The organism is Paenibacillus sp. FSL R5-0345, assembly GCF_000758585.1.
Taxonomy (GTDB): domain Bacteria; phylum Bacillota; class Bacilli; order Paenibacillales; family Paenibacillaceae; genus Paenibacillus_AQ.
Genome location: NZ_CP009281.1, coordinates 3,441,133 through 3,464,409, shown reverse-complemented (window position 1 = coordinate 3,464,409; position 23,277 = coordinate 3,441,133). Strand labels below are relative to the sequence as shown.

At 43.7% G+C, this 23,277-nt stretch carries 16 protein-coding genes; 2 read left to right on the top strand and 14 right to left on the bottom strand.

What is annotated here, in order from left to right; translation table 11 throughout:
* Window positions 1-36: 36 nt before the first annotated feature.
* Window positions 37-1,884: a zinc-binding metallopeptidase family protein gene (locus R50345_RS15270; protein ID WP_052414610.1), complete on the bottom strand. Its 1,848-nt coding sequence runs from the start codon at window positions 1,882-1,884 to the stop codon at window positions 37-39.
* Between the two features lie 225 nt (window positions 1,885-2,109).
* On the opposite strand from R50345_RS15270, the gene R50345_RS15265 reads away from it, so the two are divergent.
* The gene (locus tag R50345_RS15265; RefSeq protein WP_052414609.1) at window positions 2,110-2,481 is read left to right on the top strand and encodes a TetR/AcrR family transcriptional regulator C-terminal domain-containing protein; all 372 of its coding nucleotides are present in this window, start codon (window positions 2,110-2,112) and stop codon (window positions 2,479-2,481) included.
* Window positions 2,482-2,563: 82 nt separating this feature from the next.
* Here the strand turns inward: R50345_RS15265 and R50345_RS15260 are convergent, their stop codons facing one another.
* The 6 genes from R50345_RS15260 to R50345_RS15235 form a co-directional block, all read right to left on the bottom strand.
* Complete coding sequence (locus tag R50345_RS15260; protein ID WP_042127890.1) at window positions 2,564-3,547, bottom strand: alpha/beta fold hydrolase; 984 nt, start codon at window positions 3,545-3,547, stop codon at window positions 2,564-2,566.
* A 267-nt stretch (window positions 3,548-3,814) separates the two neighbouring features.
* Window positions 3,815-7,111, bottom strand: coding sequence for a chitinase N-terminal domain-containing protein (locus R50345_RS15255; protein ID WP_042127888.1), 3,297 nt, complete (start codon window positions 7,109-7,111; stop codon window positions 3,815-3,817).
* A 430-nt stretch (window positions 7,112-7,541) separates the two neighbouring features.
* A complete protein-coding gene (locus R50345_RS15250) occupies window positions 7,542-9,011 on the bottom strand; it encodes a hypothetical protein (protein ID WP_042127886.1) in 1,470 nt (489 codons plus the stop codon).
* Between the two features lie 342 nt (window positions 9,012-9,353).
* Window positions 9,354-10,622, bottom strand: coding sequence for a cytosine deaminase (locus tag R50345_RS15245; RefSeq protein WP_042127884.1), 1,269 nt, complete (start codon window positions 10,620-10,622; stop codon window positions 9,354-9,356).
* Window positions 10,591-11,868, bottom strand: a complete 1,278-nt coding sequence (gene codB / locus R50345_RS15240; RefSeq protein ID WP_042127882.1) for a cytosine permease — start codon at window positions 11,866-11,868, stop codon at window positions 10,591-10,593. The genes R50345_RS15245 and codB overlap by 32 nt, the downstream gene beginning before the upstream one ends.
* Before the next feature lie 365 nt (window positions 11,869-12,233).
* A complete protein-coding gene (locus R50345_RS15235; RefSeq protein WP_042127880.1) occupies window positions 12,234-14,153 on the bottom strand; it encodes an AraC family transcriptional regulator in 1,920 nt (639 codons plus the stop codon).
* A 176-nt stretch (window positions 14,154-14,329) separates the two neighbouring features.
* Between R50345_RS15235 and R50345_RS15230 the strand changes: the two genes are divergently transcribed.
* On the top strand, window positions 14,330-14,815 hold the full coding sequence (locus R50345_RS15230) for a copper amine oxidase N-terminal domain-containing protein (protein ID WP_042127878.1): 486 nt from the start codon (window positions 14,330-14,332) through the stop codon (window positions 14,813-14,815).
* A 229-nt stretch (window positions 14,816-15,044) separates the two neighbouring features.
* Here the strand turns inward: R50345_RS15230 and R50345_RS15225 are convergent, their stop codons facing one another.
* The 7 genes from R50345_RS15225 to R50345_RS15195 all read right to left on the bottom strand — a co-directional run bounded on the left by R50345_RS15225 (window position 15,045) and on the right by R50345_RS15195 (window position 23,274).
* Window positions 15,045-15,233, bottom strand: a complete 189-nt coding sequence (locus tag R50345_RS15225) for a hypothetical protein (protein WP_042127876.1) — start codon at window positions 15,231-15,233, stop codon at window positions 15,045-15,047.
* Between the two features lie 154 nt (window positions 15,234-15,387).
* Window positions 15,388-15,657, bottom strand: a complete 270-nt coding sequence (locus tag R50345_RS15220) for a hypothetical protein (protein ID WP_042127874.1) — start codon at window positions 15,655-15,657, stop codon at window positions 15,388-15,390.
* Window positions 15,658-15,820: 163 nt separating this feature from the next.
* On the bottom strand, window positions 15,821-16,540 hold the full coding sequence (gene treR / locus R50345_RS15215; RefSeq protein ID WP_042127872.1) for a trehalose operon repressor: 720 nt from the start codon (window positions 16,538-16,540) through the stop codon (window positions 15,821-15,823).
* 223 nt (window positions 16,541-16,763) lie between these two features.
* Window positions 16,764-18,734 (bottom strand): PTS system trehalose-specific EIIBC component, encoded by a 1,971-nt coding sequence (gene treP / locus R50345_RS15210; RefSeq protein WP_042127870.1) that lies wholly within the window; start codon window positions 18,732-18,734, stop codon window positions 16,764-16,766.
* Window positions 18,735-18,784: 50 nt separating this feature from the next.
* A complete protein-coding gene (treC, locus tag R50345_RS15205) occupies window positions 18,785-20,488 on the bottom strand; it encodes an alpha,alpha-phosphotrehalase (protein WP_156114802.1) in 1,704 nt (567 codons plus the stop codon).
* 396 nt (window positions 20,489-20,884) lie between these two features.
* Entirely contained in the window at window positions 20,885-22,072 is a 1,188-nt protein-coding gene (deoB, locus tag R50345_RS15200; RefSeq protein WP_042127866.1) for a phosphopentomutase, read from the bottom strand.
* A gap of 20 nt (window positions 22,073-22,092) precedes the next feature.
* Complete coding sequence (locus tag R50345_RS15195) at window positions 22,093-23,274, bottom strand: NupC/NupG family nucleoside CNT transporter (protein ID WP_042127865.1); 1,182 nt, start codon at window positions 23,272-23,274, stop codon at window positions 22,093-22,095.
* Window positions 23,275-23,277: the final 3 nt, after the last annotated feature.

The window sequence follows — 23,277 nt, the reverse complement described above, 5'->3', positions numbered from 1 at the left end:
TTTTAGTTTTATGACTTATGATGCAGTCAACTTCCTTCATTTAGTTCGGCCATAGAAAAAAGAATACCCGTCTGATTTCCCTAGCTTAGTCGTCTCCGTTGCGTCCACTAGCTTGACCGCTTTCAGTAACGATACAATTTGCGTATGCATTAGCTTTGCATCAAACTTATCCATCTCTCTGTTTTCACTATTCACTAGTAGATAATCGGGCATTGGAATGAAGCCAATTACAGGTATACCTGCTTCAAATAAAGGCTGACTCTCTCCAAACTCAAACTTGTTATGTCCACGCAATAACACAGTACGTGTGCCATCTGTCTTTTCAATAGCCTTCAGCCAAATGGCTGCCATCATTTCATTGCCCGCATAAGTATATTCTGTACTTATTTGTCCAGTGGGACTAAAGTGACCCGTATTATCGTCCTTCCACTCCATGCTGCCTAAATGTTCAACCGTAATTCCAGCTACAGCTGTTAAATGGTCCTTCTTGCCATCCCAGAGCTCTCGATGTCCCTCCATCCAGGTGGAAGTCGCCTGAGAAGACCCTTTGAAATCCGGCAATCTAAAATGCCCTGTCACAAAAGCGAAAATCATCGTACGTTCCGGCTGCTCCTGCTGCAAGTAACGAATCATGGACAGCATGCCCACAGCACCATTCTCCTCCACTACATTTATCCCATCCGTATGCGTATTTACGATAATCGCTTCGTCTTTATTTTTACCGTCAATTATCACATAAAAGGATTCTGTTGGAGCATTTTTTTGTATTTCTGCTTCTAAAATAACCGTACCTTCTTTATGCTCCTGAGCTGCACTGATCACCTTCTGCCCATCCGTTTCATTAACCCAGATCGCAGGGATTCCAGCATAATCGGTGGTAAAAGGTACATGTTGCTTTTCAACCTTATCGTCGGATACCCCTTTCCAGACTAGAACAACTGCTTTTACGCCCATTTCCTTCGCTTGCTCCAATTTAGCTTCTTTTAAAGCTGTAGTGAGAACTAGATCGCCTTCATTTGGGGCAATTTGGCTTTCCATTGGGGATGAATCCCGCATGTTCATTACGATCCCACTTGGAAAATTTCTGAAATTCTCAATTTCAACGACAGCAATTTTCCCGCTGGCCTGGTCATATTCACCACGCTTCGTATACACCAGTTCCCCTGTTACGCCCTTTTCGTCAGTCTCCCCGGAATAGGGGAAAGCTGAAGAAACATGAATTTCCTGCTGATCAATCATTAAAGAACTGCTCTTTTCTTCCCATCGGTCAAAGGTATAACGATCACGATAAACATTCAACCCCATATCCGTTACCTGCTGCTCCAGCCATGCAATGAATTGATTGTGACCCTCAGAGCCGGTTGTACGGCTTCCAAAAGAATTCATTACCTCAATATCCTTCAGCATCACTGCTGCAGAATCCAATGTATGTTCATCGATCGTCACTGCCGCATTCGTTGCTAATGCCACAGGCTTTGTAATAGGTTTTGCATAGATTCCAATACCCCAATGTACAGTGACGATAAGAGCTGTGATGCTAAATAACACTTTTCGAACCACTAGAAACGCAGTGACTCTTCTACTCTCCTTTTGCCAAAACAGTCCTCTCCATATGCCCGCTACGATCAGCAGCAGGATAGAAAGCGCAAGCAGCCAAAATTCTCCTGTCAGTAAAAACAACCCTTCCGCCGCCACCACAATAATGAATACCACATGTAACTTCTCACGCTGTTTTAAAAGCAAAAAAGAGATGCCTAATTCTGCTAATAAAAAGATAATGGTAACTATCGAGATTACCGTCTCTTTGCCAATAAATACCGTGGCACAAAGTGCTAAGCTCAAAAGCAGCACCGCTGACAATCGTCTATATAAGTTTTCTAACATGACGCCCTCCCATTTCATCTAACTACTATTTTGACATTACATTTGTAATGCCTTATGGTTTTAGCATGTTGAAAGACTCATGAAAAACAATGAAACGAACACCAGAATGTACAAACGGAGGGGAAATGTCATCTCAAATCATGAATTATACAGTCCAAATACCTCTCAGCATCAGTCTCTCGAACGGCCTATTACAATAACTATTCCTCCAAGCAAGAGATCCTGGTGGATTTGGTCGATTCGCTTATTTTTGAAATTAATCAAAAACTCTTGCCTTACACCAATGAATTAACAGGCAAAGCCAAAGAACCTCAAAAATTTATTAAAGTGCTTTTTGAAGTTATTTTTCAACAGCGTAGCATCTACAAAGCTCTTCAAAGCGCGAAGTTTGATCATGTGATTCTGGATTGCTTGAATGAAATGATGCTCTCTACTGCTCAGGACAAAAGCGAAGAGAATGTATATCGTATATATTTTAAAGCGGGAGCACTCTATAATGTTCTCCTCAAATGGATACAATCCGACTTTGCAAAATCCATTGATGAGATGACCAAGATTTGTCTCTATGTATACCAAACTCCAATGTCCCAGGAATAAGGTTTAAATATCGTATTTTTTAATGTCAAAATAACTAAACCACGGAACCAAGTTCGGCTCCGTAGTTTAGTTATCAACCATTCTATTGGATCTGCTTCATGTATTCTTTGAATGCTTCGGCGATTTCTTTGAATTTTGTATGATGCAGGTAATGTGAACCTTCCATCGGGATCATTTTTCCCTGTGCGGATTGTTTGACTTGTTCCTCATGAAGCGGAATCCACTGTTTATTGTGCTCATTATTCGATTGAACAAAGAGAAGCAACGGCAAGTCATTTGGAATTGTGAGTTTTTCTCCATTTTTAAAATTGGAACCGAGGTGGCTCAATTCATTCATCAACGTTGGATTGCCCGCAACTTGATTCGAAATCAAACGCATCTGTTCTTTGGTATGCTCATCGAATGCAAGCGATTCATACGGATCTCCGCTCACTTTTTGGACCAATCTCATAAGACCTGATTTTTTGAGAAACTGCATCGATTTTATAGGCAATTTGACATCCATACCAGGTTGATTAGGAACGCTGCTATCGATGCCGACAAAAGCAACAACTTCATCCCGATAGGTGTTCACATAGGATGCTCCGTAAAGTCCAGTTATAGAATGTCCCATTAGAGTGTATCTGTTAATACCCAGTTGCTGCAGAGCTTCGTGAACCTCACTTACAATATTTTCTGTCGTTCTTTCTTTCTTGGTTTCATCGCTCAAACCATAACCGAAAGGCTCGACCACCACGACTTTATAATTGGGGGAAATTTCATCGATCAATAATTTGAAATCAAGCGCAGGCGTCGGGGTTCCTTGTCCCGGAAGGAGCACAACGGTTTGATCTCCGCTGCCTTGAATGAGCACATTCATCTTTTTCCCGTCCACATTGACATACTGGCCATACGATTCGATTTTCTTTTTCTCGACCCCGTTGCTGATAATATTAACGATAAAAACGATGCCCATGAACAGCACGAGCGCCCCTACAATACCTCCGAAGATTTTTAACCATAGGTTTCGTTTCTTGTGGCTCTTAGTCCCCGTTGTTTTTATTTCCACCATATTTGCCACGTTCATCTCTTCCCTTCCTTGTCCCTGTATCTTATCTGAAGTGCCGCCTTGACGACATGTTCAAAGTGTAATCAACCAAGATGTACTCTTCGTGACGAGAATATGAACGGAATATGAACAAGCCAAAAAGAAAGCAATCTCTAAATGCATTGAAATCAAAACTAAAACAACCTAAGGCATGCACCCTAGGTTGTTTTAATCGTATGATTCTACATTTGTTGTTAATTATGCAGCCCTTGAAATACTTCGTACAAAACTTAAGCGCTCATCTCATTAACGGCTGACGGTTACCTTGATGGTATCGCTTAAGGTCTCTCCCGCTGCATTGACCAGCTCTGCCCGGTATTCATACATGCCGAAAGCGCGGCCAGTGACATCAGTTGTAGCGCTCTGCGCCGCTGGCGTGTTGGCGTTTAGCGCTTGCGTGTCGATTAGCTGCCCGTTCTCGTAAAGGCGGTACTCGGTGGCGTTAGTGCCCCACCACAGATTCATCGATACTTTATAAGAACCGTCTCCGTCCCAGTTGTCATGGGCCAGAACCGGCTTGCCCGGAGCGGCATCGCGTATCGTCACCGTGAGCGGCTGGCTCTTAGTTGTGCCGTATTTATTGGTTAATTCTGCTGTGTAAACATAGTTGCCGTTCGGCTTGCCGTGAAGCACTGTGCTAGTCGTCTGGGCGGACGGTGATACATCCTTCAGCGACTTGGAATCGATCAGCGTGCCATTCTCATAAAGCTTGTAGCTGGTAGCGTTATTACCCCACCAGAGGTTCATGGTGACGGTAAAGTTGCCTTCACTGAGTCCATTACCGTAGCCGCTGTTCGAGTACAACACCGGCTGACCAGGCTTGTCAGTTGCGAGTGCAGCTCCGCCAGTAATTTGGAACTTGTAGCTCTTTTCGGTAGTGTTGCCTACGGCATCGATCACGACATAGCTTACAGTATGAGGCCCGGCACCCAGCTCCGCAGCGTTCAGCGACTGTCCGTCGGCTATGGGCTGTCCATCCAGTAGGAGCTGTTTGGAGGTTACGCCAGACAGATTATCTTCGGCAGTCAATACAAACTTAAGCTGGGCTTCCTCATCCACATCGCCGACCGCATGACCAGACTCCGTCAGCTCCACTGTCGGTGAAACCGTGTCGATATTAAGGGTCAGTGACTTGGTTTCTTCCGCCTTCCCCTTGTCCGAAACCGCATGGTAAGTCAGCGTATACTGTCCGTCTTTGCTTACGGCCAACGGAGTGCTGTATATGGCTTGAGCGGCGCCATTCAACGAGTAATAAACCTTTGCTGTATCGGAGTCGGCCTTCAGGGTCACTTCGGCGGGCTGGTTCAACCAGCCGGCAGCGTTCGGATTCACCGACAACGTCGCTGTCGTTACCGGAGCGGCCTCTGCTTCCACCACGCTGAAGTCCACGAGACTTCTAGGTTTGAGCTGGTATACGCCTTTGAAGATCGCGGCTACGCCCGTAATATTAAGCTTCTGTCCTTCCGAATAAGGGAAGCTGTCCTTCGTGATACCCGTCCGGACATCTATTCGGATATGATTGCTTGTCCCGTCATTGGCGACGGCGTCAAATTCAAAGGAACCGCTTGGAGTTGCGGTGATAATATTCGTCACTTTCACGTCGTTAAGCTTTAGCAGCTGACCTTGATTGGTATCGTTCACCGCTGGTACGGCAACGGGCTTAGGCAGCTCGACTGTGCCGGTCTTCTCGATCTGTACAACTTCGGTCAACTCTAGCTCCGAATTGTACAGCGCCGTGGACGCTGTTACCTTGACCGTATCACCGGCATGGTAGCCACTTTGGCTCTGATAGACATAAAGACCTCCGGTCTCATCCTGCAGATAAAAGGTCTGACCGCCGAAAATACCCGGCTCAGTCGTTACGATTCCCTCAACTGTCACCAACGACCCGACTATCTTGGTTCGGGCTTCGCCGATGGAGACAGTCGCCGGAATCGGATCTTCTTCGTCCGGAAGCGGTTCTGCTGGGACGTTACCGAGCGTTACCGAATCGGTCTTCAGGTTCGTTCCGTTCTGGCGCAAGCGCAGGTTAGATGCAGCCGTGGTACCCGGTTTGATCTGCACGGTCAGATCTTTGTAGGCATGACCATTCAGGTCTGATGTCAGGCTAAAGTTGGCGCTGTAACCATAGCTGCTCGGCCAAGTGCCGTCGCTGTTCTGGATCTTGGCGATCTGGGCTCCGCTGCTCACCTGGTAGATGCCTAACTGGAAGCCTGATACGCTGGTATTGGCAGGCAGATTATCTGCGCTGACACGAATCTGGAAATCCTGCGCGTTAGGCAGCACAGTCTGGTGTGTGAAATTGTACAACGCACTTGCTGTAGCCGCTGCTCCGCCGTAAGAACCTGCCTTGAAGGTTGAGCGGTCATACCATTTATAACCGGCGTTCGGAGCGGCCCATGGCTCTGGCTGCGGTTCGGTGGAGAGTGCCGGCTCTTCGAACGGATGCAACTGTGTAGGCTGATCCAGCGTTAAACCACTTACCTGGGTGAAATCTGTATAGCTCTCCTGTTCGGCGAGCCAGTTAACGGTGTTCACCAAGAGCTCAGCATCGTCAGCCTCCTTAAAGCCGTCGTAAGTCGTTTTCTTGGCACCGGTATCCTCGCGCAAATATTTTGGCGTGGCATCCTCGACCGGGGAGGAGTCGCCGATAAAGGCGGCTTTGCCGGCTCCTTTTTTCGCCACGGCTACGTATGGACCTTCCGCTACGCCGCCGCCATTGTAGACGCCTTGGTCCACTGCGTTGCCCCAAGCATTGTTGGTTTTAGGCAGATAGACGATGCCCTTCGCCCGGGTTGGGTCGAGGATTGCCAGCGTAGAGCCGGCATGCATGGCTACACTTGATACTCCTGCAGTAATACCGAAGGCTTGCTCGGGAGCCACTATGTTGTTTGCGTTAATGTCACCGAGCGCATTGAAGCGGAACCGGACGCCGAACTCATCCGCGAGCCAATCGGAGCTGACCACGCCTTGCATGGCTGCAGAGCCAGCCTCATCGGTGCTCATGCCTTTAGCCGGGTTATCCCAAGCTCCACGGCGGTACCCGTTGAATGCCTCGCTGCCGTCCCAACGGTTCTTATTGCGATCCGCATTGTAATGATCGCCGATGAAGAAGATGCTTCCGCCGTTTTCCACGTATTCCGCCATGGCTGCCTGTTCGCTGGATTTATATGGAATGTTAGATTCGGCTACGACGAAGACATCATAGCTGGAAAGATCGCCTAGCGTAATGGGAGTGGTCTTACGAAGTTCCTTGACATAATAGCCTTCTTGCGCAAGTGCATTGCCAAAGTCGGAAAAGGCACCGTTGATAACCCAGTCGGCCGCCCCGGCTGTCTGCGCGTGAGTATTGTCGAACAGAATTTTCTGGCCTGAATGCTCGTTGACCACTTTGGCTTCAATAAATGGTGCGGGGTCACTTGGCCCCTCAGCGTATATCGCCGAGTCGGCTCCGAATGCGAACAATTGCAGAGGTACGGCAACAGATGCAACCAGCATGCTATTTAGCAGCTTCTTTTTCCAACTTGAATGCTTCTTCTTCATATCCTTCCTCCTTAAGAAATAGATCGGCGGATTTTTCCATAATTGTCCACCGCTTTCGTCTAATATGCTATCTCATAAGGGTTAAGAAAAATATATATTTATGTAAAGTGTTGTAAATTTATACTTTGGGCCTATACAGTGGGTGAAAACAAGGTCGAATCTTGGAAATAAGCTATGAAAAAAGTCTTAGTGATACTGGAGTTTTGGTCCGGGACGTCCTAAGCGTTCAAACAGGAATATCGTTCTTATTATTCGGAAAGAACTGCAATAGAAAAAAGGTACGGAAAAACATCACGTTTTCCGTACCTTTTTCATTTTAGAACTTATTGGACAGCCATTTCATTGTTAAATCCCTTTTATCTTCATTGATGTAAATAAATATTATACAGAACCTGTGCAGCTTCTGCTCTCGTTGTCTCGCCTTTAGGGCTCAGGTGCCGTTATTCATTGCTTCTGGATAACCGTCACCGCCGGAGAAGCTAGCAGACGGGGTGGCTGTCAGCGCTGCGTTTTGCAGCCCTGCATTTACGACATATACAGTGGTTCGTACTTCTAGATCGCTGTCTTTGACTGTCCCTCTAGCTTCGAATTCACCTGTATTCGCATAGCTGTCAGGATCAATTACATCCCACTTAGTCTCCCTCTCCATGAATCCGTAATCTGATAGAATATTCACCTGGGCGGGAAGTATCGGGGATATTTCTTTCTTTGTCACTAAGCTAATTGCCCGGTAAGTGTCGTTGGTGTCTTCTTTAAGCTCAATCGTTACATCCTTACTATCCTTCTTATCTTCGTCTGCCGCTGTGAAGGTAAACACATAGGTGCCTGCCTTACTGACGCGCGCATATGCCGTTGCTTTGTCTCCTCCTACAAAAGTAATCTCTCCAGCACCATCAGGCTTTTGCTTAACGGTCCATGCATACGACAAAGTAGGTTCAAATACCGCACTGTGCACTGGATCAGGTATTGCCTCGCCGGATAATACCAGATTACTGTTATTCGTAACATCCTGAGTTACAGTCACTTGGCCAATTTCCGGCGGCAGTTTCTCAGGAGTTGCTGCCAGTTGAAAGGTTACTTGGCCGGAACCCGTTTTCTGTCCGTCATTGGCAATGAGCTCGACCGTATATGTGCCTTCTTTTGTACCGACTGCCGCACCAGCGGCGAAGGAAATTACATGCTGTATAGCATAGGCATACCCGCTGTCGGCGCCGGCAAAATTATGCACGGTTACACGGTCGTCATAGGTATCAGATAAAGTCTGGTATTTGTTATTCCAAGGCATGGGCAAACCGATATCACCGAATTCAATATATTTTCCGCTTTTGTTTTTCACGGTGATTTCCCACAGCATCGAACCGTCTTGGGTATCCATATCAAATACGGACTTCACGTCAAAACCTTTCATTACGCGCTGGGCTGTGGAGTCCAGGTTCTGTCCGATAAAGTTGACTTCCACTTTCTTACCGTCTCCTGAGGCTGTTTTCGCAATATAGGGATTATTAGGATTGATATCGGAGTATTTTGTTGATCCGCCGGCCGCAAGCGTTTTATTGGTATCTACCTCTAGAAAGCCCTCTCTGTTGTCAGGGAATTGTTCACTGTCACCAGTACGATAAGAAAAAATCATTTCGCCCATCCATTGGTGCTGGATATTGTTTTGAGGGATTGTGTCGTTAGGCAGAACAAAATTGATAGGCTCTCCGTTTTTATTGGTAGGGTTATTATTGATATACAGTTCTTCTATCTGACCTAAATCACCGACTTTCGCAGAAAGGCTAGTATTCGTTATATCATTTTTTACTGCAGATACCGTGGCCGCGGCGCTAATCTCCATAGGAACCGATTGAACAAACAACAGCAGAGCAATCGTAAGTGGCCTTAGCTTTTTAGTCATCATTTACTTCATAACCTCCTGTTTTTGTACTTAGTAATAAAATTAATTCAAGTATTTTTTACTCCTTTCTTCCATCCCATTAATAGAAAGCGCTTACTTAAGTGTATCATCCGTAGTTTCACTGAAAAACGAATATAACAACCAATATTTATAAAATTCCACACTTTTTTCTCTTTGCAATGTACTTATAGCAAATTTATTGTGCCGAAATACAAGAATCAAAAAAATCCCCTCATGTATACAGGAAGAGTTCACGATCACGTGATCTCTTATAGCCCTGTCTAACATGAGGGGACTTTTGGCTAAAAAGCAGGCTTTGCTTGATGCAGCGCATGCTTCATTCCATTATTTATTGAAATTAATCTTCTCCGAACCGTTCTCAAGAATGATCGAAGTGTCCCGCGGCTTTGTTTCCGCGATTTTACGCCCAGCTCTGAATGAATAAAGAACTCCGGCCTGTTTACGAATGGTCTCATACTCGTTCTCTGCTTCAAGAACGATGAAGTTGGCAGGTTTACCTTCTTCAATGCCATACTTATCCTCGATATTCAACGTTCTTGCGCTATTTTTCGTAATAAGATCGATTGAATTTACAATTTGGTCGTATCCGAGCAACTGAGAAGCATGAATGCCCATGTGGAGCACCTGAAGCATGTTGCCTGTACCTAGCGGATACCATGGATCAAAGATATCATCGTGACCGAAGCATACATTAAGTCCGGCTTCCAGCAGTTCTTTGACGCGAGTTAATCCTCTTCTTTTCGGATAAGTGTCAAAGCGTCCCTGCAGATGGATGTTAACCAGAGGATTGGAGACGAAATTTAGGTCAGCCATCTTCAGTAATCTGAACAATTTGTACGTATAGGCATCATTGTATGAACCCATCGCCGTTGTGTGGCTTGCTGTCGTGCGGGAGCCAAGCCCGCGTTCGTAGGCTTCTTTGGCTACAACTTCTAAGAAACGGGATTGCTCGTCATCGATTTCGTCGCAATGGATGTCGATCAGGCGGTCGTACTTTTCAGCGAGGTCAAACACAACCTTCATCGAATCGACGCCATATTCTCTTGTAAATTCGAAGTGTGGGATACCACCCACCACATCAACGCCCATTTTCAGCGACTCTTCTAGTAATTCTACGCCATTCGGGTAGGAGTGAATACCTTCCTGTGGAAAAGCGACAAGCTGGATGTCAATGAATGGTGCCATTTCTTCTTTCACTTCAAGCATCGCTTTAACGGCGGTCAAGCTTGGATCGGTGACGTCTACATGTGTTCTTACATGCTGGATACCCTGCGCGATCTGCCACTTCAGTGCAGTTTTAGAGCGTGTTTTAACGTCTTCGTGCGTCAGGAAGGCTTTACGTTCTGACCAACGCTGAATGCCTTCAAATAGTGTTCCGCTCAAATTCCATTCCGGCTCACCAGCTGTTAACGTTGTATCCAAGTGAATATGAGGTTCAATGAACGGCGGCAGCACAAGTGAGCCGTTAACGTCAATTACTTCCTCATTCGCAGTTGATTCCAGTGACTGTGTGATAAGCTCAAACTTCCCATCTTTCACTACAATATTCCATAAACCTTCTTTACCCCGCAATTTTGCGTTTTGTATAATCATTTAAATTCCCCTTTTCTTTGGATTTTCTCGCAGAAACGATCAGCATCAACACGGTATATACAACCGCTGTTCCGATAAGTGCATTGAGTGGTGTTATTCCTGGAGCCAGCTGGGCAAAGGCCACACCGATAGCCCATGCCACCATCGCTATCCAGTTTACATTCTTGAAAGTCATGTCCGCAAATGGTTTATAGTTTCTGCGCTTCACAATAAAATAGTCTGCGATGATGATAGCTCCGATGGATGGTATCGCTGCGCCCAGCACATTCAAGAAACCGACGAAGTTGTTGTACATCCACATGGCAAATACTGTACCTACGATGCCGTTCACAATAACGAAAAACTTTTTCGATATTTTAGTGATATTGGCAAAGCCCAGCCCGGAAGCGTAAAGTGCATTATCGTTGGTCGTCCAGATGTTCAGCCCCAGAACGATGATTGCAGGAATGAGCAGTCCTTGCAAGAACATGACCTCAGAGATATCAGCTAGATTGTAAGCCATTGCGCCGACTGCGCCGAATAGGAACATAAGAGAGTTCCCAAGAAAGAACGAAATGACAGTGGCTGTAACCGCCTGCCGGGACGTCCTTGCAAACCGGGCAAAATCGGGCGTCAGCGTTCCGCCGCTAATGAATGACCCGATACAAATGGTCAATGCTGCTGCTGCGGTAAGCGACTCTGTTGGTGAGTAATCGAGCAACCCTTGCAGACCACCCAGCGTGTTAACTCCTTCGAACACGGAGTAACCACCGAGAATTGCAATGGCCGGAACTGCTATATAACCCAGAATGACGAGCGACTTCATGCCGAAGATGGCTGATGCCGTCATTGCGAGACCAAACACGAAGATCAAAAGGTACACATTCCAGTCCATCGCTCTGGCGACCGGTACCGCGAACATGGCTACACCGACACCGAACCATCCTACCTGTGTGAAGCCAAGTAGGAAAGAAGGAAGGTACGATCCTTTTTCACCGAACGCATATTTTGCAAGCAAATGCGTGGAAAGACCTGTTTTGGCAGCGATATGTGCCAGTGCTCCCGTATAGATGCCGAGTGCCAGATTACCGGCAAGCACGATTCCAATGAACTCCATGAATGTCAAGCTGACCCCTAACGTTCCTCCTGCCAACATGCTTGCGGAAAAGAAAGTGAACGCCAACATGACGGAAAACGTCTTCCCAAAATGATTTCTCTGCGTTTTCGGCACCGCTTGCCACGAAAACTCTTGATCTTGTTTACTCATCAGAATACCCCCATATAAAGTGTCCTGATACCAAAAAAGCAGAAACAAAAGAGGCTACTCGTCAAATCAATCTGACAAGTAGCCTCTTTAGTTCATCATAACCCGCGCGAAGACACAGAGCATCCCTTGACGGAATATGCCCTGATTCTTAGCTGATTATAAAAATCCGCTGTCCTTGTCAGCCTCTCTGGACTGAATTAAAGGTACCAGTATTTAATTACATTCTATTATTTTAGAAAAACCTTTGGATGTCAATGTCATTAATATCCATTGATTAGAATCTTCATTTGAAAGCTGCACTCGGAATTTTTAATAGGATGATGTCGACCACGCCTTCCATATGGCACTCCGCATCTATTAAACTATTAAGTAGTGCCAAGTAATAAATTCACAATTGTATCAAGTTGAAGCTCTAATGAAAATGGGTCCTCCATTACGAATTCATCATGATAGTTATCACCATATAAATAAACTTTGCCATTTTTCACTGCAGGTATGCCTTTCCAAATGTTACTTTCCATTGCTTTTTTGGTTGCATCAGCATCGCCGTTATATACAAAAACATAATCACCTAAGTATTCTGGAAGAACTTCAAGTGAAATCGATTCAAACCCTTCCGCCATATTTTTTGCATTTTCTGTTGGAGGCAGCTGTAGCATATTGTAGATAGTCGAAGATCCATAGTTTCCGCCCTTTGCCGCTAAGACGTATACTGCTTTTTCTGAAAATGAAACAACCGAGACGGTCTCCCCTTCCTTGATCACCCCGGATAGTTTTGACTTTGCTTCAGCTACTTTCTGTTCGTATTCCGTAATCCATTCTTCTGCTTCTTTTTCTTTTCCAAAAATCTTGCTTACACTCCTAAACTTATCAAGCGGCCCTGCTGTTGTTAACCCCTCCCAATAAGGCAGAAAAACAGTCGTTCCAATTTTCTCATATTGTTCTATATTCTCATCGATTGAGCCGATAATTAAGTCCGGATCTAGCATCGTTAATTTTTCCAGGTTTAAAGGGAAATTGCCTAAATCTTCAATTTTCTCGATCGTTTCTTTGGGAATGTCTGCCTTTTCCATCCAACCTTCATCCAGCATAAACGTTCTTACACCGATTGGAACTATACCTAATTTCAATAAATGTCCCATATATTGATCAGATGCCACTCTTTTCGGCTCTGCGGGTACTTCTACATCTCCCTTAGGTGTTGATACTATTCGGGTTTTCAAAATTTCTTCTGATTTTGTTTGATTTACGTTTCCATTCCCTGCACTTTGCTCCTTCGCAGCTGTGCCCGTCCCGCTGGAGCAAGCACTTAATAATAGAGAACCGCAAAGCAGCAAAGCTGCCGTCGTCTGAGATTTTGTCATTTTAAACATATGTAATTCCCCTTTATCCGTATTATGATAATGATTATCATTATTAATATACTGTTGAACGATGTGTTCAAAAATAGAGGATGTGGGGAAGTTTGATGGATTTTCAGCAACTTTATGTCGCTGTAACTCTCTTGTTCTAAAATGTGCAGGTGAAGCTCCTTTTCTTTTCTTGAAAATTCGGCTGAAATAATAAACGTCTTTATAACCAACGCTTGCTGAAATTTCCCCCACAGAAGCATCTGTTGTCAATAAAAGCTTTGCTGCAAGATCAAGCCTAAACCAAATTAAGTAATCAATCGGACTCATACCTGTGTACTCTTTAAACAATGATGACAAATGATAAGCACTAAAATTAAATACTTCCGCAAGAGAATCTAATGTGATAGGCTCCGCGTAGTACTCCTGGATATAGGTGATTACTTGGACTGCTACACTTGTTTGTTTCACCTCAGTCTCTTTTCTATGTAACTCTGTTAATTGCTGATGAATGAATTGATAAAAAAGTGATTTTACGTTGAGTCTCTCTTCTTGCTCGTTCCATTTTTGATACATCATTTGAATTTTGTTATAAAGTAAAATGGGTGCATCAGGGGTAAAACAATATTGTGATTGGAAGAGATCCTCTTCATGAATCCATGCACGGTAATAAATGATATAGTAAACAAATTTTTCGCTTGTTGGAACAATATTGAGGGTCGCCCCTTTTCCGCTATGCAAAAATTGATATCCTGTAAAAGAAAATTCAGACCGATCTAACTGAACTTGAGCACTTCCATGTACCGATAGTAAAAATATGTTGGCTGGAATCTTATATTTTTGAAGTATTTCGCCTTGCACCATTTCAATATGGCGTACGTCCATTAACTTGACCGTCGCTTGATCCCAAAGAAATATTTGATTGCTTTTGTGCATAATGATTGCCCCTCCGTTATCTTTCTAATGATAATCATAAATGATAACCATTATCAATAACAGTCGAGATATTTATTTGAGCTCCTCTTCGCAAAATACTTGTAAATGATTACTAGCCAGAATAGTGTTAAAATATGGGTAAAAAGGATAACTAATTTGTAACAGGGAGAACAACTATGAAAATGAGATTCATAATGAATACAATCTTTGTTTTGTCACTTGCAATTCTAACTGCAGCAGCAGCTCCTGCAGATGAAGTCGACTACCAAATCTTCATTAAAAAACAGAGGATTTCGGGAGATATAACTGCTGTTAATGAGTCAAATACTACACTGCTGCCCGCTGCACCTTTCTTTAATGCTTATCACTTTAAAATTAAACCTCAGGAAAATACCAAATTGATTATAGTGACAGATGGTTATACCAAATTAGAATTTGAAATAGGCAATACAACGGCTTACCTTAAAGGTATGAATCCATACACAGAACAAGGATATGGAGATGATGGCTTAAAAGTGAAACTCGCTGTGGCTCCAACAATAATAAATGACCGAATATATTTACCGATCTCTCTTATCGCCAAGAGTCTGGGTTTACATTATCAAATTGACAAACAAGAAAAGAAAATTATTTTTTATTCAATTCCAAAGAAATCTGCATGATTATGATTCTTAATCTTTATTTCTTCCGAAATCTATTTCTATATGGCTTTTGATTTACTCCCAAACATAAACCTTCTCAACACAAACTCAAAGTGTCCATATTTATGTCCGTGACTACAATTCATTTCTTCGGGTATTCAATACTTATTGAAACAATACATTACAACGTAATAATCATCTGCTAAGCCGATCCAGAAAGGATCGGCTTATTTTTAAAGGTTTCTTAAGATCAATCTTGTCTATTCTCAACAGACTTCATGCGGTTTTGATCGTCAGGCACTCGGTCATTACTGAATTCCTGGCCTGCTTCTACTTCACCATGGCCGGAAGCACTTCGAGCAAAATTTGTGAACTGCCTTTTTTGCTCATCTAGCTTATGTTTACTTTTTAGAAGCTCCTGCGGATCCAGATTTGTCATAATGCTATCCTCCCAAAATGGAATTATGCTGTTTATTCGCACTACAGAAGTTTTCCATAATTGAGCGGTGCTTATGCAAAAAATTCAAATTCCTATTTTATAACTGAAAAAACTCCTACTCACCCTAAGTAGAAGTTTCAAAACTAAGATCTATTTAACGAAAAATATCAATTATTTTAGTCAAAACAAGATATTCTAAAACAACGATCCCGACGCAAATCATTATAAAAAACTGAAGTCTTGCCGTATTCAATCTATCCTTCCAATACTCTCCTCGGAATAATGAAATGATGTTAGGTGTAAAAGTATGTCTAACTGTTTCGTTATAATCATCATTATCCGCAAAGAACACGCGAAACAATACCTTATATACCGGAATATTTAAGAACAGTAGAAAAATGATTATAACAAGTTCGAGTCTCAATGTACTCTCCTCCCAAGATTCAATTATCCTAATTTTACCACATGAATAACTGGAACTTGGAAAGACAGCTTTAAATGAATCATCAATTAATTACATTAATACCAATTTAAAAAAACTCCGCGCAAAAAAAGGCGTACCCCTAATTGGAATACCCCTCTTAAGCTTACCGTATCACCCTTCGGGCAAAATCAACGAACTGAAATTTGTCCAACCGGTGTCTAGACTCGGTATATTGGAAAAGCACTGTATTCTCCAGATAAACATAGTTTCGGACTACTACAATATGTGAGAAGCCCTTCAAATCGAGTAATCGATGATCCTCCTCGGTTGAGGGCTCAACGGATATCAGCTTCTTCGCATAACTGATCTTAAGTCCCAACTTCTGCTCCAAATATTCATAGAGTGAGCCTTCCGCGATTTCCTCGTTTAAGAATGGAACAATATCCGCTCGGAAATAATCCTTATCCAAAATGATCCGATCTCCTTCAATCTCTCTGGCACGAATTACTTTCCAAACCAGGGTTTCAGGCGGAATCTGTAGATGTCTGGCGAGCGCGGCCCCTGCCGGCTCACTTATTGTCCGCTCTACCAGTGTCCGTGAGGCAGTACCCAGTGTATCGGACATCTCTTTAAATGAAATCAAACCGGTAATGGGGAAATCCATTCTCGTCATGTCAAGCACAAAGGAGCCTCTGCCCTTGATTTTGTGAATGTATCCTTCACGGAACAAGAGGTTCAGTGCTTTGCGAACGGTTTCTCGTGAAGTGCTGTAAGCTTCAGCAAGTTCACTTTCGGAAGGCAGCTTGGTTCCCGGCAGCAGTTGTCCAGAATGAATTTGGTTGCTGTACACATTATAAATTTGCAAATATTTATTTTCTCTCAATTTTGATCACCGCCCTTTATTGTATCACGTCATGCCTTTGGAAGCATCGATTCAATTGGAATACGGCACACAAGAAGAAACGACTTTGTCGTCCTTTAAAGACGAAACCGTTTCACGAAGTAATATAAGAGGATTATATACCGTGGAACATATAAATTTATAGAAAGACAGCCCCTGGGGGCTGTCTTTCTATAGTATAAAGTCTTTGCCAATATAACATTTATCAACCCTTGAGATGAACAGTCAAGATACTTGTTTGTTTAGCCGTAGCTGGTCCTGTCTTCTCTTCAATCTTCTCGATCATTTCCTGACCTACTGGAATGATGATTGGAGTAATCAACGGGTAACCTGCTGCACGGATAGCTTCCATATCAAATTCCAGCAGAAGCTCACCTGCCTGCACCTTGTCTCCAATATTCTTAAAGGTGGTAAATCCGCTACCTTTAAGTGACACGGTATTAATTCCCACGTGGATGAGTACCTGTACACCACTGGCATGCTCCAATATAAGCGCATGTTTGCTCTTGATCACATGAGCTACTGTAGCATCAAAGGGAGCATATACTTTACCCTCAGAAGGTTCGATTGCAATGCCATCGCCCATTTGCTTCTCGGCAAAGGCGGGATCGGGAACTTGTTCCAATGGTACTGCAGTTCCACTGAGCGGAGAGATAAGCTCCAGAATATTCACGGAGTCCTGTGACTCTTGAACTATAGGGCGGCTGTGCAAATTGTCTGTCTCGCTCACAGTACTAGTAACCTTTGTAGCTGAGTTCTTTTCGGAACGCCCCACCACAGAACGGCCATACAATACAGTGGCGACAAATGGCACAATGAGAACAATAAGCATGCCAATGAAGAACACGCCCCACTGGTTCGGGAATATCGAAAGAAAGCCGGGAATCCCGCCTACGCCAATGGAAGAAGCGCGAACCTGATTAACGGTAAGAAGCATACCTGCAATCCCTGAGCCGATCATCCCGAAGATGAAAGGATAACGATAGCGGATATTCACTCCGAAGATCGCCGGCTCCGTCACGCCGAGGAATGCAGAGACGGAAGATGTAGCCGCTAAGCCTTTTGCCTTCTGTTCTCTGACTACGAACATCATTGCCAGTGCCGCTGCACCTTGTGCAATATTGGATAACGCTAACATCGGCCAGAGGAAAGTGCCGCCCTCGCTGCCGATGAGCTGCACATCAACCGCCAAGAAGGTATGATGCATACCAGTGATGACCAGAAGCGCATAGAATCCGCCGTAAATCAAGCCACCAAGAAGTGCAAAATGATCAAATACAAAGATCAGGCCGGAGGTGATGGCATTGGCAATGCCAAAAGTAACCGGTCCGATAATGGTGAAGGCCAGAAAACCTGTAATCAGTAAAGTCACTGGCGCAACAACCAGCAGTTTAATGGAATCATGCACCCGGCGGTTGAGGAACTTCTCCAGCCTTGCCAGAATATAGGCCGAAACCAGCACAGGCAATACTTGTCCCTGATAACCGATCTTCTCCAAATGCCAACCGAACAAATTCCAGGTTGGAACAGTTCCCTCAGTGGAAGCACTTGCATAGTTATAGGCACTTAATAGATCCGGGTGCACTAGAATGAGACCCAAAACAATCCCGAGCAGAGGACTGCCACCGAACCGTGTAACAGCTGCCCAACCGATAAGTGCTGGTAAAAAGGTAAAAGCTGTGCTGGCAATCGTATTAATAATCGCAGCAATGTCTTTCCATGCGGGATAGACATCCACCAGCGACTGATTATCAAAGAAGATACCAGGTCCGGTCAAAATATTATTGATCCCTAGCAGCAAACCTGCGGTTACGATAGCCGGTAGAATAGGAATAAATATATCAGCCAGCGTCTTGATCGCACGCTGCAGCGGATTCTGTTTTCGGGCAGCCGCGGATTTCACTTCATCTTTGGAAGAACGAGAACCGCCTGTGATCTGAATCATTTCATCGTATACTTTATCTACAGTTCCCGGTCCGATAACGATCTGAAACTGCCCTTGGCTAGAAAATTGTCCCTTTACTAGTTCGTTGCGGTCCAAGGCTTTCGAATCCACCTTGCTCTCATCATACAGCGAGAATCTCAGCCGGGTTACACAATGTGTCGCAACCTCTATATTCTCCTTGCCCCCAATTGCCCGTACAATATCCTCAACATTTTTGCGGTCTATAGCCATATTTTCACTCCTTACATAATTGATTTGTGCTCCTTCTCAAGTACACCTCGTTAGCGGATTAACCACATGTAGGAAGCATAAGGACTAAGCTGAAGCTCTTGTGTTAAAGCAGGTGTATCTGTTGTGTTCCCAATCAGGAGTTCGTCCCTGCCCCTCGATGACAATTCGGACCAGTGACCGTCTTCAAAGCGGAAGGTAATCCGTTTACTGCTGAAGTTTGAGACCACGACAAGCGCTTCCCCATCTCCTGTTCTAGCGTAAGCGAATACTTCAGGGTGTGCTTCATCGAGTCTCTTGAATACACCGTCTATAAATATCCCATACTCTTTGCGTAACGCAATTAGCTTGCGGTAATGATGGAAGATGGATTTGGGATTGGCTAGCTCCTTCTGCACATTGATGTCCGGATACCGTTCATCAACTTTCAGCCATGGAGTACCGGTGGTGAATCCGGCATTTCGGCTGTCATCCCACTGCATCGGCGTTCTTGAATTATCCCGTGAACGTTCCTGAAGAATACTCAAGGCAACCTCAGGGCTTTTCCCTTGTTCGCACAATATGCGGAACATATTCAGTGACTCGATATCACGGAACTCATCGATACTATTCCATACCGGATTTGGCATACCGATTTCTTCCCCCTGATAGACATAAGGTGTCCCTTGAAGTCCATGCAGCGTTGTCGCGAGCAGCTTGGCGCTCTCCACCCGGTAGACCTTATCATCAGTGAATCGGGAGAGGGCACGCGGTTGATCGTGATTGTTAAAAAATAATGCGTTCCAGCCCCGGCCTTTCTGCATTTCAGTCTGCCACTGCGTGAACAACCGTTTCATCGCCTCAAAATCATAGGGCATTAGCTCCCACTTCTGTCCATTCGGATAATCGACTTTTAAATGATGAAAATTGAACGTCATGGAAAATTCCCGTTCTTCAGGGTTCGAGTACTTGATGCAATGCTCCAGTGTAGTTGAGGACATCTCTCCTACAGTCACCATCTCATACGGACCAAATACCTCTTCATACATCGCTTTGATGTATTCATGAACACGTGGACCGTCAGTATAGAACTTTCGTCCATCCCCCGGCGGAACACTTCCGTCATCATTAGGGAAGCGCTGATCCTTGGAAATTAAGTTAATTACGTCCATGCGGAAGCCGTCGACACCCTTTTTAGCCCAGAATAGCATCATATCATTCACTGCTCTAAGGACCTTCTCGTTCTCCCAATTCAGATCCGCTTGGGTTTTATCGAAGAGAGTTAGATAATATTGTCCCGAAGCTTCATCGAACTGCCAGGCAGGGCCTCCGAACTTCGACTGCCAGTTGTTGGGTAAGCCTCCGTCCGGAGCTGGGTCCTTCCAGATATAGTAATCACGGTAGGGATTGTTCCTGCTTGAAATGGATTGTTTGAACCACTCATGTTCTGTTGAAGTATGGTTAACCACGATATCGATCATTAGCTTCATTCCGCGTCTATGCAATTCCTGTACTAACTCGTCGAAATCCTCCATCGTTCCAAAATCCGGGTTAATATTTTCATAATCCGCAACATCGTAACCGTTATCATGTTGCGGCGAAACATAGACCGGCTGTAACCAGACAATATCAATTCCAAGGGTCTGTAAATAATCTAACTTTTCAATAAGTCCTTTAATATCTCCTGTTCCGTTGCCTGTAGTGTCCTTAAAGCTCTTTGGGTACACCTGATACACCGTGGACCGGCGCCACCATTCTGAATTCTGGAACTGACTCAAGTTGAACACCTCCAAATGAATTACTGTATGTCAAATATTAAACCTGTATATACAAGTTCAAACACATCCACAGTTTAAACCTGTATATACAGGTTGTCAATACTAATAATTATCTAAGCCGTGAGCAAAAGAAGTGACAAGAACATTTAGACTGATACTCTTAACTACGATTCATTGGAAAAGGGTATTGCCTGATGGTTTATCTTTTATTAACCATTTGATAATCAATTATTCTTTTTCATTTATTTCCCATCTAAATACTTGTTCAAAATCACAACAAAAAAAAGCCGCTTTCTTAGCGACTTTTTGTATACGTAGATGTCCAGTTAAAAAGACGAACAGGATACCTTTTTACGAAATATAAGTTAGGTATCCTGCTTCATAATAAATTTAGTTTTATTTAAGTTCCTGGAGGAGGCTCTGTCCAAATTGTGGCAGGGCTACACCAAAATTTTCTGCAATGGTTGCTCCAATATCCGAAAATGTCTTACATACAGGAAGCTCACATTGTTGATTGAAACGCTTACTGTAGATGAGTAAAGGCACATATTCACGGGTGTGATCTGTACCAGTATGAACGGGATCATTGCCATGATCTGCCGTAATCATAAGAAGATCATCTTCACTCAGCTCCGCGAGAACTTCCGTCAATCGTTCGTCAAATTCTTCTAGTGCTTTCCCGTACCCGATCGGATCTCTGCGATGACCATAAAGAGCATCAAAATCAACAAGATTCAAGAAGCTAAGTCCTGTGAAATCACTATGAATGGTCTCCATGAGTTTATCCATGCCATCCATGTTAGACACTGTGCGCAAAGACTTGGTGACACCTTCTCCATCATATATATCTGAGATTTTGCCAATCGCTAGTACATCTAACCCAGCATCCTTGAGCTCATTCATCACGGTTCTTCCATAAGGCTTCAAGGCATAATCATGGCGGTTCGATGTTCTTTTGAAATTTCCGGGCTGTCCGAGGAACGGTCTTGCGATCACTCTACCTAACATGTAGTCCTCGCGTAAAGTAATCTCTCTGGCAATCTCACAGATTTGATACAGTTCTTCCAAAGGAATAACCTCTTCATGAGCGGCAATTTGAATCACTGAGTCTGCTGATGTATAGACAATGAGTGCACCGGTGTCCATATGCTCTTGTCCAAGCTCATCGAGAATAGCAGTACCGCTAGCGGGTTTATTCCCAATTACCTTTCTTCCCGTTCTTTCTTCTAATTCATTAATTAATTCATATGGAAATCCTTCAGGAAACACTTTAAAAGGAACCTCAATTCGCAAACCCATGATTTCCCAATGGCCTGTCATCGTATCCTTTCCATTTGAAGCCTCTCGCATTTTTGACCAATAAGCTAAAGGCTGATCTACCTTGGGAACTCCGGGTATTTGGTCAATATGACTTAACCCTAACTTGGATAACACAGGAACATGTAGTCCATTCATTTTTTCCGCAATATGCCGTAATGTATGTGATCCTGTATCCCCAAACTTTTCAGCATCTGGAGCTTCACCAATACCTACAGAATCCATAACGATGACGAAAACACGCTTAAAACGGGGTGTTTGTTTCATGTTAATACTCCTTGATTCAACTAGAATATGATACCGATAATCAAAGCAGATAAAACGCTTACAAGTGTGGCACCGAATAACAGCTTTAATCCAAATCTAGCTACGATATTCCCTTGTTTTTCATTCAATCCCTTCACAGCACCCACAATGGTACCAATGGACCCGAAGTTAGCAAATGAGATTAGAAAAACGGAGACAATAGCTGTAGTACGTCCGCTTAAACCGTCTTGGATCTTAACAAAGTCAAGCATAGCAACGAATTCATTCGCAACAAGCTTTGTCGCCATAATACTTCCTGTATCAACTGCTTCATGCCAAGGCACACCGATAAGAAAGGCGATTGGTGCAAAGACATACCCTAAAATTCCTTGAAACGAAATACCGAATACTCCGCTGAAGACCCCGTTAATTAGAGCAATGATTCCCACAAAACCAACCAACATTACTCCAACTACTATGGCTACCTTGAAGCCATCCATAATATATTCGCCCAGCATTTCAAAAAACGTTTGTTTTTCCGCTACCTGAACTTCAACAATATCTTCTTCAGGTGTAACTTCATATGGATTAATGATGGATGAAATGATAAATCCACCGAAAAGGTTTAATATTAATGCAGCTACTACATATCGAGGTTCTAGCATCGTCATATATGAACCAACGATTGACATGGATACCGTCGACATTGCGGACGCACATAATGTATACAAGCGATGTTTTGGCAATAATCCCAGTTGGTTTTTCACCGAAATAAACACTTCATTTTGTCCTACAATTGCAGCTGCAACTGCATTATAGGATTCCAATTTGCCCATGCCATTTATTTTACTCAGTACCAAACCAATATACTTTATAATGAATGGCAATATTTTATAATGTTGCAAAATCCCTATTAATGCTGACATAAAAACAATTGGCATCAAAACATAAAGGAAAAATGTATGCGCCCCTTCATTTGCAATCCCGCCAAATACAAAGTCAATACCTTCATTGGCGTAGCCAAGTAATTTTGCAAAACTATCAGCAAAGCCTTTAATTAAGAATTCGCCTATACTCGTTTTTAGGATAATTAATCCCAAGCCTATTTGAATAGCGATCATTACAATGATTGGACGATATTTAATCTTTTTCTTATTGTTACTTCCAAGCCATGCCAGTAATAGAACAATAACTAAACCGGCAACAGAAATTAGATAGTGCATTTT

Coding starts and splice junctions, on each gene's coding strand:
- R50345_RS15225 (WP_042127876.1), bottom strand. CDS start 15,233: ATGACAAATCTGGATCCGCAGGAGCTTCTAAAAAGTAAACATAAGCTA.
- R50345_RS15195 (WP_042127865.1), bottom strand. CDS start 23,274: ATGCACTATCTAATTTCTGTTGCCGGTTTAGTTATTGTTCTATTACTG.
- R50345_RS15260 (WP_042127890.1), bottom strand. CDS start 3,547: ATGAACGTGGCAAATATGGTGGAAATAAAAACAACGGGGACTAAGAGC.
- deoB (WP_042127866.1), bottom strand. CDS start 22,072: ATGAAACAAACACCCCGTTTTAAGCGTGTTTTCGTCATCGTTATGGAT.
- R50345_RS15250 (WP_042127886.1), bottom strand. CDS start 9,011: ATGATGACTAAAAAGCTAAGGCCACTTACGATTGCTCTGCTGTTGTTT.
- R50345_RS15230 (WP_042127878.1), top strand. CDS start 14,330: ATGAAAATGAGATTCATAATGAATACAATCTTTGTTTTGTCACTTGCA.
- R50345_RS15255 (WP_042127888.1), bottom strand. CDS start 7,111: ATGAAGAAGAAGCATTCAAGTTGGAAAAAGAAGCTGCTAAATAGCATG.
- treP (WP_042127870.1), bottom strand. CDS start 18,734: ATGGCTATAGACCGCAAAAATGTTGAGGATATTGTACGGGCAATTGGG.
- R50345_RS15245 (WP_042127884.1), bottom strand. CDS start 10,622: ATGATTATACAAAACGCAAAATTGCGGGGTAAAGAAGGTTTATGGAAT.
- R50345_RS15235 (WP_042127880.1), bottom strand. CDS start 14,153: ATGCACAAAAGCAATCAAATATTTCTTTGGGATCAAGCGACGGTCAAG.
- codB (WP_042127882.1), bottom strand. CDS start 11,868: ATGAGTAAACAAGATCAAGAGTTTTCGTGGCAAGCGGTGCCGAAAACG.
- R50345_RS15270 (WP_052414610.1), bottom strand. CDS start 1,884: ATGTTAGAAAACTTATATAGACGATTGTCAGCGGTGCTGCTTTTGAGC.